Origin of the sequence: Neptuniibacter sp., assembly GCF_024231755.1 — a bacterium.
Lineage (GTDB): Bacteria > Pseudomonadota > Gammaproteobacteria > Pseudomonadales > Balneatricaceae > Neptuniibacter.
Genome location: NZ_JAAEQH010000375.1, coordinates 1 through 10,705 on the forward strand (window position 1 = coordinate 1; position 10,705 = coordinate 10,705).

9 protein-coding genes and 1 pseudogene are annotated in these 10,705 nt (G+C 45.3%); 8 read left to right on the top strand and 2 right to left on the bottom strand.

Annotated elements, in window-relative coordinates; translation table 11 throughout:
* The 6 genes and pseudogenes from GY843_RS20810 to GY843_RS20835 form a co-directional block, all read left to right on the top strand.
* Positions 1 to 564, top strand: a pseudogene (locus tag GY843_RS20810) (ketol-acid reductoisomerase); the annotation flags it as partial.
* A gap of 109 nt (positions 565 to 673) precedes the next feature.
* Positions 674 to 2,116, top strand: a complete 1,443-nt coding sequence (gene modF / locus GY843_RS20815) for a molybdate ABC transporter ATP-binding protein ModF (RefSeq protein WP_297312599.1) — start codon at positions 674 to 676, stop codon at positions 2,114 to 2,116.
* Positions 2,117 to 2,205: 89 nt separating this feature from the next.
* Positions 2,206 to 3,243 (top strand): inorganic phosphate transporter, encoded by a 1,038-nt coding sequence (locus GY843_RS20820; RefSeq protein ID WP_297312600.1) that lies wholly within the window; start codon positions 2,206 to 2,208, stop codon positions 3,241 to 3,243.
* 9 nt (positions 3,244 to 3,252) lie between these two features.
* On the top strand, positions 3,253 to 3,897 hold the full coding sequence (locus GY843_RS20825) for a DUF47 domain-containing protein (protein ID WP_297312601.1): 645 nt from the start codon (positions 3,253 to 3,255) through the stop codon (positions 3,895 to 3,897).
* Between the two features lie 254 nt (positions 3,898 to 4,151).
* Positions 4,152 to 4,646, top strand: a complete 495-nt coding sequence (locus tag GY843_RS20830) for a hypothetical protein (RefSeq protein ID WP_297312602.1) — start codon at positions 4,152 to 4,154, stop codon at positions 4,644 to 4,646.
* A gap of 50 nt (positions 4,647 to 4,696) precedes the next feature.
* Positions 4,697 to 6,547: an EAL domain-containing protein gene (locus GY843_RS20835; RefSeq protein ID WP_297312603.1), complete on the top strand. Its 1,851-nt coding sequence runs from the start codon at positions 4,697 to 4,699 to the stop codon at positions 6,545 to 6,547.
* A 1-nt stretch (position 6,548) separates the two neighbouring features.
* On the opposite strand, the gene GY843_RS20840 is transcribed toward GY843_RS20835, so the two are convergent.
* A complete protein-coding gene (locus GY843_RS20840) occupies positions 6,549 to 7,481 on the bottom strand; it encodes a D-hexose-6-phosphate mutarotase (RefSeq protein ID WP_297312604.1) in 933 nt (310 codons plus the stop codon).
* Between the two features lie 182 nt (positions 7,482 to 7,663).
* On the opposite strand from GY843_RS20840, the gene GY843_RS20845 reads away from it, so the two are divergent.
* Both GY843_RS20845 and GY843_RS20850 read left to right on the top strand, forming a co-directional pair.
* Entirely contained in the window at positions 7,664 to 9,205 is a 1,542-nt protein-coding gene (locus GY843_RS20845; protein ID WP_297312605.1) for a peptidoglycan-binding domain-containing protein, read from the top strand.
* Positions 9,206 to 9,400: 195 nt separating this feature from the next.
* The gene (locus tag GY843_RS20850; protein WP_297312606.1) at positions 9,401 to 9,745 is read left to right on the top strand and encodes a c-type cytochrome; all 345 of its coding nucleotides are present in this window, start codon (positions 9,401 to 9,403) and stop codon (positions 9,743 to 9,745) included.
* 170 nt (positions 9,746 to 9,915) lie between these two features.
* On the opposite strand, the gene GY843_RS20855 is transcribed toward GY843_RS20850, so the two are convergent.
* Positions 9,916 to 10,705: DEAD/DEAH box helicase (locus GY843_RS20855; protein WP_297312607.1), on the bottom strand; the 790-nt coding region annotated here is incomplete at its 5' end.

Below are 10,705 nucleotides of genomic sequence, written 5' to 3' on the forward strand. Positions count from 1 at the left end.
CAGGATGACATCATCGACGGTACTTTCTCTCGCGTGATGATGGAAGACTGGGCGAACGATGACAAAAACCTTCTGGGCTGGCGTGCGGAAACTGCTGAGACTAACTACGAGAAGACTCCAGCAGGCGACGTAGAGATTTCTGAGCAAGAATTCTTCGACAACGGCATCCTGATGGTTGCTATGGTTAAAGCAGGTGTTGAGCTGGCATTCGAAACAATGACAGCAGCGGGCATCATTGCTGAATCTGCTTACTACGAATCTCTGCACGAGACTCCGCTGATTGCTAACACAATCGCACGTAAGAAACTGTACGAAATGAACGCGACTATCTCTGATACTGCAGAGTACGGTTGCTACCTGTACAACCACGCGTGCCTGCCTCTATTGGGCGACTTCATGAAAGGCATCGAAACAGACGTTATCGGTAAGGGTCTGGATGTAACAGACACTGGCGTTGATAACGCTCGTCTGATCGAAGTTAACGAAGCACTGCGTTCACACCCAGTTGAAGCAATTGGTAAAGTACTGCGCGGCCACATGGCTGACATGAAGAAGATCGTATAAGTTATTATTACTTAAAGATTTCTTCTAGATGGAAAGATAAAGCCAGGGCCTTTGGCCTTGGCTTTTTTTTGCCCTTTTACTGCGTTTTATCGAGCTATTTATTAGAACCATGAACAAAATCATCGTCGAAAATTACAGCGCTGAATTTGGTGAATCATTCACCCTTTCCAATATCAACTGGACTCTGGAAACAAACCAGCACTGGGTTATTACCGGCACCAATGGCTCCGGTAAGTCAGCATTGTCTGCGATTCTGGCGGGCGCCGGCGAGAAGACTTCAGGCTCGATAACAGGATTGCCTGAACGCGTAGAGCTGGTCTCTTTTGAGGCTCAGGCTGAGCTGATAGAACGTGAGTTAAAGAAAGATGACGCCGATATTATGGACGTTATCTCTGAGGGCACCCCTGTTCGTGAAATCCTTGAAGAAGGAAAAAACGACAACCCAGATTTTGATGCTGATCTGCTTGAAGAGCTGATTGGTAAGTTCAAACTTGAACATATGCTGGAACGCAGTTTCCGTAAGCTATCTACCGGCGAAACCCGCAAGATCATGCTCATCCGCGCGCTGGTAAATAAACCGGGCCTTGTGATTCTGGATGAGCCTTTTGATGGTCTGGATGTTGATTCCATGGCGATGCTGAACGAGCTTCTTGCCAGTCAGGTTGATACGGTTCCCATGGTGCTTGTTCTGAACCGCTTTGATGAGATGCCGAATTTCATCACCCATGTTGCTTACATGGATAAAGGCCAGCTGCATCACACCGTAGATGTGAATGACAAACAGGCTTACGACAACCTTTATCAACTTCTTCACCTGAAAACAACTGATCTTGAAGTGCCTGAAACTGATGATTCCGACCGTCCACCAGCTTTAAACCCTGAAGATCCGCTGGTACGCCTGAGCAATATCAAAGTGGCGTATGCAGATAATCAGGTGATTGATGGGCTCGACTGGACCATTAATCCCGGTGAACATTGGCAACTAAGCGGCCCTAATGGTAGTGGTAAAACCTGCCTGCTGAATCTGATCACAGGCGACCATCCACAATGTTACACCAACGATATTTTTGTTTTTGGTATGCAGCGTGGTAACGGCGAAACTATTTGGCAGATAAAGCAGTACATCGGATATGTATCTACTGCTCTGCAGTGGGAATACCGTGTCAGTATCAGCCTACGTAATGTAATCATCTCTGGTTTCCACGACAGTATTGGTATGTACACCAAGAGTAGTGACAAAGAGAAACAGGTTGCTGATCAGTGGCTCCAATTGCTAGGCATGCAAGATCGTGCCGACCAGCCTTACAATCAGCTATCTTTTGGTGATCAGCGTCTGCTATTGATCGCCCGTGCTATGGTTAAACACCCTACTCTGTTGATTCTGGATGAGCCATGTCTGGGTCTGGATGATATTAACCGCCAGTTGGTTCTGGCGCTAATTGAGAAGATCTGTGCCAGCGGTGAAACCACTGTTCTCTATGTAAACCACCACGCTGAAGACCAGATCAGCGGCATCCAGAACTACAAGCAGCTAAGCAAACTTGAAGGCTGAAGAATACATTTGGGACAGGTTTAAACCTGTCCCCCTACCTCATTTCTTCGCTATAGTAAGAACTGTTGTTTCTGCAGTAGCCTAAGAACATGGATCTATTCTGGCTCTACATTGTTTTAGCCACCCTAATGGTGCTTATCTTTGATTTCACCAACGGCTTTCACGATGCTTCAAATATGGTCGCTTCAGTTATCGCTTCGCGTGCGATGACCCCACGCCAATCTGTCCTGATTGTCGGCACTTTTACCTTTCTTGGCCCCGTTTTGGGCGGTACCGCAGTGGCAAATACTATAGGTAAGTTTGTTGTTCTCGACGATATGCCAGCACAACTCTCGCTTTCAGTGGTGATTTGCGGTCTTTTTGCGGCTACAGCATGGAATCTCATTACCTGGTGGCGTGGCCTCCCCTCATCTTCGTCCCACGCACTGGTTGGTGGGCTGGCAGGTGCAGTTGTAGTTTCTGTTGGGCCAGAACATGTCGTATGGGGCTTTCAGCAACTAGCAGAAGGACATATCACTGGAGTTACCAAAGTTCTTCTAGCTTTGGTGCTATCGCCTTTAGCAGGTCTTTGGGTTGGCTTTATTCTGCAGCGCCTGATGCTCTTTCTGTTCCGCGCAGCAAGCCCTCTTATTAATCGCGAGTTACGTGGCGCTCAATGGATTTCCACCTCTGCTTTAGCTTTTGCTCATGGTGCAAACGATGCGCAAAAAAGCATGGGTATTCTTACTTTATGTTTGTTGCTCAGCGGCGAGATAGATAGTTTTGAAGTACCCCTATGGGTAATGCTTACATGCGCATTCGCAATTACTCTGGGTACGGTATTGGGGGGCTGGAGAATAGTACGGACTCTGGCCTTCGCGATTTATAAAATCAGACCGCTACATGCTTTTAACTCGCAGGCCAGTTCTGGCGGCGTGATTTTTCTTGCCTCAATGATTGGGGCGCCTGTTTCTACAACACATGTAGTGTCTTCATCTATTATGGGAATAGGTGCTGCAGAAAGACCCAAGGCGGTTCGCTGGGCTAAGGCAAAAGAGATCGCCCTAACCTGGATTCTAACTATCCCAGGTGCAGCCCTAGTCGCGGTGGTAAGTTTTGCTTTTCTCTCAATTATTGGTTTGGCGTAAGGATTCGTTATGAGTCAGCTTGAAAAAAAAGGCTTTATCCAGCAGTTACTTGATCGGCTGATTCCCACTCCCCCAGATTTCTTCAACTTGCTCGCAGAGCAAAGCGAGATGGTCACCCTCACCATCCGCAATCTACACCAGTACATGGAACACGCAGATCCGGAACTCGCTCAGATACTGGCCGAAGATGAACATGCAGCTGATACTCTAAAAATCCGTAATCAGCACCAACTTAACCGCGCATTTTCAACGCCAATTGATAGAGAGGATATCTACCGCGCTATTGCAGCTCTGGATTGGATTATCACCCACTGCAAAAGCACCATTAACGAAATGCTGGATCTTCAGGTAGAGCCCGACGATCATATGCGCAGGATTCTAGACGAGCTTTTGTCTGGTTCTGAAGCGCTCGAACGGGGCTTTAAAGCCTTAGGCACCTATCCTGCAGACTGTGAAAAAGAAGCCCAGACAGCCAGACACGCTCACAGACGAATAGAGCGCCTCTATCGCCACAGTCTTATCGATCTTTTCCAGGGTGAAGTCACAGCAGAGATGCTGCGTAAGCGAGAGATATATCATCATCTAATGGATGGTTCCCGCTTCCTGCATCAGGCGGCAAATGTCCTGCACGATATTATGGTGAAGCTGGTTTAAGACCTGCCTTCATTCAGAATTAAAACACACAAAATAAACAAAAGCCCAATAGATCAATAAACACAGGCCAAATTTAAACACTCTAACCTTGATTATGTTTCATGATTATTTATTGATCCCCTCTGCAGCACTTGCGAACTCAATACATAAGCAATACTCATAAACTTATATTAAACAGGCATTAGAAAGCACTATCCAGATCTGCTACTTATTACAAAACTATAAAAATAATGAGTACCAATAAGGTTCTGTGCATGAACAAGTTACTAGCCATACTGCTAGCAGTGTTTTCTGTTAGTTGTTACTCAGGCACCCTGCCTGCACCAACAGGAAAAGTGATACTCACCATCACAGGCAAAATTCAAAATTCTCAGAGCAACGAGATTGTCGAATTCGATCTGGAGCAATTAAAGCAACTCAGAAGCGATACGTTTACCCTTCAAACGCGCTGGGATGATTCTGCACATGAATACCATGGACCTCTTCTCTCGGCTGTTCTCGAACATGTTGGCGCTCAAGGCTCCTCTATAAGCCTTACTGCATTGAACGATTATGCGATTGATCTTGATGCTGCATATATCAACAAGTATCAGCCCATACTTGCATGGCAGACTGACGGCAAGACCATGTCTATCAGAGATAAAGGCCCCCTATGGCTATTGCTACCCCATGATAAATACCCTGAATTGAATGCAGAAATTCATACGGGAAGAATGATCTGGCAGTTAACTCATATCGAGATTAAATAATGCTCTCACGGCACCTCCCAAGCAGACTGCTACAGCTCAAGAGCTTTTGGTTGATACCAATCGTTCTATTCTTTTTTGTCAGTGCAATTGTCAGTTTAACGCAGCTAAAGCAATCTAAATCTATACTTGATGCACAATACAACACGAGTGTCTGGACTCTTTTCCAACTTCGTGCCGAAACAAGACGTTTTCATGAAGCCCTTACGCTGTTCCTTGCAGACCATTCTACGCACCAGAAACTAGTCGAACATTACGACATTTTATGGAGCCGCTTTCCTGTAGTGCTTCAAGGGGTTGATGCCAAGGATATTAGTAGGATTGATGGTGCAATCCAGCTATTAGATAACTCGTTCTCTGAGGTTAAATCTCTAGAACACACCATCTTTAATGAACTTCCTGGTAATCCAGCACTAGCTACTGATATTCAAAAGCAGTTCGCTCCTCATTTGAAGGCGATCGAAAAACTTTCAATTGAAAACTACCATCTCCATAGCGACTCCCGCCTTCGGGTCGATAAGCGGGTATCAGAACTTCAGCAACAGCTGATCTGGTTGATGTTTGGGTTAATCATGGCCGGTACTCTACTCCTACTAATGGTACTAAAAGAAAACAGAATAAACCGTCATATGGCTGAACATGACAGCCTAACCGGAATGCCTAACCGCGCTTTCCTGAAAAAAATACTCGTGACACAAGTACAGCAACCACAACCATTCGCTTTACACTTGCTAGATCTAAATGGCTTTAAAGATGTTAACGATACGTTAGGCCACCATACCGGTGATTACTTATTACAAGCTGTAGCAGAACGCCTGAAAAAAGTTGATGAGAAACACAACTGTTTGACCTGTCGCTTAGGCGGGGATGAATTCGCGATTCTCCAACCAGACATAAAGGGTAACCAGAAGCTAAACGAAGTGGCCAATGAAGTTATTCAGGCATTAGAAACTGAGTTTTACATCGACAATCACATCTGCCACATAGGGGGTAGCATTGGCAGCGTTAGTTTCCCTGACCATGGACGAATTCCAAGCCAGCTTTTAACCCGAGCTGATATAGCTATGTATAAAGCGAAGGACCACTCCCCTTCATCAAAGCATACGCTATTTGATTTTGAAATGGATTCTGAGATAAATCGCACGCAGCAGTTACAAAAAGACCTAAGAGAGGCGATCGAACATCAAAAACTACATTTAGTATTTCAACCAATTGTAGCTCTAGACAGTGATAAAGCTGTCTACATGGAGGCTTTACTGCGCTGGACTCACAGCCATTACGGTGCCATATCCCCCTTGGAAGTTGTTTCTATTGCCGAGCAATATAGTCTCGCTGATAAACTTGGACTCTGGGTCATTGATGAAACATGCCGTCAAATAGCGGAATGGAAAAAGCAAGGGTTCAGCCCACTGCCTGTATCGGTGAACATTTCTCCATCAATGTACAAACTTGATCTGGTTCAGATCATTCGGTCATCTCTTGAAAAATATCAGCTTCAAAAAGGCCTTCTTCTCATCGAGGTGACTGAGGATACTGCCATGCACATCATCAAGGAAACACAACAAATGTTTCCTGAACTGAACAAAAATGGGGTATCAATCGCCCTAGATGACTTCGGCACAGGACTCTCTTCACTTAGTCATCTGCAACAACTGCCGATTCAAACGCTTAAAATTGATCGCAGCTTCACATGCCGCATTCTGAACGACGCTACCAGCGGTCACTTGATTAAAAGCATGATCGATATAGGCCATAACTTAGGTTTGAGCGTAGTCGCAGAAGGGATTGAAGAAGCTGAGGAGGCACATCTGCTAAAGCAATATCAATGCGATTATGGGCAAGGGTATTTTTATAGCAAACCTGCCAGTCCAGAGCTCATCCCTGAGATCTGCGACAATATGTGAGTTACTCAGATCGGATTATGATCGATGCTTTGAACTGCTCTTCCGGCTTAAGAGTAAGATAATTATCTAAGATCTGTGCAGACTCCATACAGATCATTTCTTGATAGGCCTCATCTGCAAAATGGCTCAGACGCTTTGCCTTATCAATCCAAGGATTCCAAACAACCATATCCGGGAAATGTTCAGCTTCGATCTGTATAGCTCTATCCCACCCTGAGTCTTTAAGCACTGTAGACTTATTAAGATCTGGGTACACCCGGTCTACTTCAGAATTGATCTGCAAATCATCGGCATCTGTCTTTGACTGCCAGCCATTTAATGTATCTAAATACGTCTTTTGCTCCAATCCATGAATCTCAGCTCTCTCGATATGGCTGACACTGAAGTAGGTATGTAATGCTGATGTAAAACTAAACGTTTTATCACCCGTGTTACTTACACTGAATTCAAGCTCTAGCTCTTGGCCGATACTTACTTTGAGCTGCAGTCTCGCACAGAAAGGCCGCTCCGGGTCAGGTTCAACATCAAGGGATAGAAACAGCTCCGTTGTATATTCATCAACAGAATTAACCCTATCCAGGCTCCATTCCCTCTCACGGACAAAACCATGGGCAGGCATCTCACCAGAAAACTGCGATTTCACTGCTTCAGGATTAAACTCTAAATTACCGAACCAAGGCCAACAGATAGGGATACCACCGCGTAGGGACTTACCAGCCTTAAAATCACACTGGTCACTCATCCACAATACGGGTTCTTCTCCGAGTCTCTGGTATTCAGCTAACTGAGCACCCTGTAAAAACAATGTCGCCTTGGCTGATTTGTTATGAACAGCAACCGCTATTAACTGCTTATGCAATTCGATAGTGATGCCGGAGAGATCACCAAACGAACTATAAAGGTCCTGTATTTTCTGCCCCAAATTAACTGACATAAAACTCACTCTTATCGCGGATAACTATTACATTTTATAGGCCTAAGCAGTCGGCCGAGTCAGACTTTAGATTAAAAACCGTCTTTCAACAAACATTTCTCAGTCCATACAGCTGGGCTTAAGGTTCAGCGCCTATTATCTCCAAACACACTTAAGGAACCCCAAAACAATCAGGAGAGATCATGGTTATTTCAACCAAAGGTGTCGCAAAACTCAGCACCCTGTCACTTGCTGTTCTGCTAGCTGCTTGTAGCGCTAACGACCCTAAATCATCTATGTATTCAGCTGAAGAGCTGGAAAAAATGAATAAAGAGCTGGTTGAGCGTGAGAAGCAGGTTTCCCTGCGTGAAGCCCAGGCTCAGGATGCACTAGCTCGTGCTAATGCAAATACAGCAAACGGTGAAGATGAGCTTCTGCCACCAAACGCAAAAACTGGCGAATGTTACGCACGTGTATGGGTAGAACCGACTTACCAGAACTACACAGAAACCCTGCTGGTTAAAGAAGCCAGTGAGAAAGTTGATGTAATCCCTGCAAAATACGAAACCGTTAAAGAAACTGTACTTGTTCAGGAAGCAAGCCACCGAATGGTAGCTGTACCTGCTAAATACGGTTACGAAACAGAGAAGAAGCTGGTTCGAGAAGCCGGCACTCAGTGGCAGGTTGCCTTAGCTCCAGGCAGCGCTCCAGCAAGCGAACAGCTGCTGAAAGCTGCAGCTGATCACGGTATCAACCTTGATGCAGCAACACCTGGCATGTGCTTCCACGAACACTACACACCAGCCAAATTCGAGAAAGTTAACGAATCTGTGCTGGTAAGCGAAGCTTACGATGTTGTTGAAACAGAAGCTGCAGAATACCGTTGGGTAGAAAAACAGGTTCTGGTTAAGGAAGCTAGCTCTCGCATCGAACAAGTACCTGCTAAATACAAGACTGTTACGGAACAGGTTATTGACGTACCAGCGCACACTACCTGGAAGAAAGGCACAGGCCCAATCCAGAAAATCGATGAAGCTACTGGCGAAATCATGTGTCTGGTTGAAGTACCTGCAACGTACAAAACAATCAGCAAACGTGTACTTGTTTCAGAAGCAACCACTCGTGAAATCGAGATCCCTGCAGAATACAAAACTGTTCGTGTAAAAGAACTGGTTTCCGAAGCGAAGGAAGTTCGCCGTACAGTTCCTGCTAAATACAAAGATATTGCTGTAACTAAGCAGGTAGCAGGTGTTGGTTTCGTATGGCATGAAGTTCACAACCGTGAACACCCAGCGACGACACGTACTGGTAATCAGATCTGTCTGACAGAAACTCCAGCTCAGTACAAAACGGTTAAACGCCAGGTTGTACTGCAGGAAGCAGGCTCTCAGAAAGTTGAGATCCCAGCTAAATACGAAACTGTTAGCGTGACTAAACTGGTTTCTCCAGCTCAGGAAAAACGTACAGAGATTCCTGCCGAATACAAAACTGTATCGCTGCAGAAACTTGATCAGGAAGGCTTCATGGAATGGCGTTCTATTCTGTGTGAAACCAACATGACTCGCACAACAATCATGGATATTCAGCGCGCTCTGGACGCTAAGGGTTACAACCCAGGTAACATTGATGGCGTGATTGGTCGCGAAACAATGTCTGCTGTGAATAAGTTCCAGTCTGACAACAAGCTGCCAACAGATAAGTACATCAACATGGAAACTGTTAGAGCTCTTAACGTGGAAATTTAATTAGCTGTCCACGTCCCCAAAGCCCCCTAACCGGGGCTTTTTTTGTTTCTAAGGGTAAGTTATCTCTTTCTAAATGCCCTATTTGAACTTGTCAGTGGGAAAAAGATAAGGCAGGATGCGCGCAAATAATAAGGCTTGAAGCCATATATATCAGGCCAAATGATTACTTTTAATGACAAGTTCTAGGAAAATACAATGTTTAAAAAATCTATTGCCATGGTTGGTTTAGTTACATCCGCAGCATTCATGACAGGCTGCGGTCCAAGCGATGATGGCATCACTTCAAATAGCACGGGCAGTGAAATATTTGAGCAAGTCTGCTCCGCTTGCCACAACGGTGGCGTAATGGGCTTTGTAACAAGTGCTCCAGCAATTGGCGACAAAGAAGCCTGGGTAGCATTGGAAAGTAAAGGCATTGATAGCATGACTCAACTGAGCATTCAGGGTTTCAATAAAATGCCAGCTAAGGGTGATTGTGGTAAATGTAGCGATCAGCAGATCAAATCAGCCGTCGAATACATGGTTGAACAGAGCAAGTAATTGCTTCTGACTCATTACCTTTAAGGCATCGATCTTTCGGTGCCTTCTCCTTCTTTTAATACCACCGTCTCCATTACCGTATCAGCAGGTCACATATTTAGGGCAACGACTCTTAAAGCCGATATTCCTATTCAGAAACGCACTGGCGACCATGCAGTTCAACTAATCGGTTAACGACGTTTTTTACCTAAAGCCCGCTGCTTCGCACGACGCTTCTGGGCACTTTTACTGTTTTTTCTCGATACATCTATCACCCGCAAAGGATCAGGTTCAAAGCCCTGCAACCACTGCTGCGGCAAACGCTCATCAAGAAGGGCCTCTATCTCTTCAAGCAGATAGTTTTCCTCTTCAACCAAAAGTGAGATAGCGGTTCCTTTGTTGCCTGCTCGTCCTGTTCTGCCAATTCGATGAATATAATCCTCAGCTTTGTAAGGCATCTCATAGTTGATCACACAGGCCAGCTGGTTGATATCGACCCCACGCGCTGCAACATCTGTGGCCACAAGTACCTGCACACAGCCCTTTTTAAATTCAGCTAATGCTTTTTCTCGGACAGTTTGGCTTCTATCAGCGTGTATCGCTTCACTTTGAATACCATCGCTACAGAGTTTTTTTGCCAGATCATCAGCCCCCTGCTTAGTACGACTGAAGAGCATTACTTGCGACCAGTTGCTGCTCTTAATTAAGTGGGTCACGATTGCGAGCTTGCGATCAGGATCGCAGTTGTAGACTATCTGCTCAACATCTTCCGCAGTGGAGTTGCGCTGGTCAACCTCAATAAGTTCGGGGCTGGAAAGCAGATTCTTACTGAATTTGTAGATATTATCGCTGAGCGTTGCCGAAAAAAGCAGCGTCTGTCTTGGCTGCTTATCCCGCTTAGGCAACTTACTAATCACCGCTTTGATTTCATCCTTAAAACCCATATCCAGCATACGGTCAGCTTCATCAAACACCAGAAAC